This is a genomic window from Streptomyces sp. AC627_RSS907 (genome assembly GCF_019049165.1).
Genome location: NZ_JAGMUE010001125.1, coordinates 1 through 691, shown reverse-complemented (window position 1 = coordinate 691; position 691 = coordinate 1). Strand labels below are relative to the sequence as shown.

Sequence of the window (691 nt, the reverse complement as noted above, 5' to 3'; positions counted from 1 at the left end):
GTCTCTAGTGCACTGGCGAACTGGCCGCTGGTGCGCAGCAGTTCCGGCAGGCGAACCATGGGGCCGGCGATGTAGCCGCAGCGGACGGCGCTCAGCAGCGCCTCGGACGCATCGGCAGCGGTGTGTCCTTCGGTGACGTCGCGGATGAGTTCTTGTAGCGGTACCTCGATGGTCAGCACGGGGCGGTTGAAGCGGGAGACGTTCGAGCGCAGCACGCCCGGTGGGGCCGGGGCAGGCAGCGCCTTCCTCGCCTGGTGTTCGTGGGCGTAGTGGCCGATCACCTGTAAGTCGGCGGCGTCTGGGTCGCCGCGCAGCGCGACCAGCGTCGTGTCGTCGTCCTCTACCAGGTGGGCGAGGGTGATCATCTGCCCGTCGAGCCCGTACCACGACTCGACCAGCTCTAGTTCGTTCCGCCTGCGCGCGACCTGGGCTTTTCGGTCCACCTCTGCTGCTCTTGCTCAGGGGAGCGGAGCACTGTGGTGGTGGCCGCCGCTTTCTGCCAGCGTGCCGACGATGACGCCATGCTCGGCCCAGGCGGTGAGGTGCGGCCACAGGGCCGTGTGCTGCGCGCGTTCGGCTGCGGAGCCGGGGGCGGCTGGCTGCTGGAGGGTCTCTCGGATCTCGGCTGCGGAGGCGGCCAGGTCGTCCAACACTGCTCGCCAATCCGCCAGGTGCCGGGTGGGTGGTAGGT

General features: G+C 69.3%; 2 pseudogenes. Both read right to left on the bottom strand.

Annotated features, from left to right (window positions below):
- Window positions 1-443: pseudogene (locus KUM32_RS45145) on the bottom strand (hypothetical protein); the annotation flags it as partial.
- Window positions 444-458: 15 nt separating this feature from the next.
- Window positions 459-691: pseudogene (locus KUM32_RS45140) on the bottom strand (hypothetical protein); the annotation flags it as partial.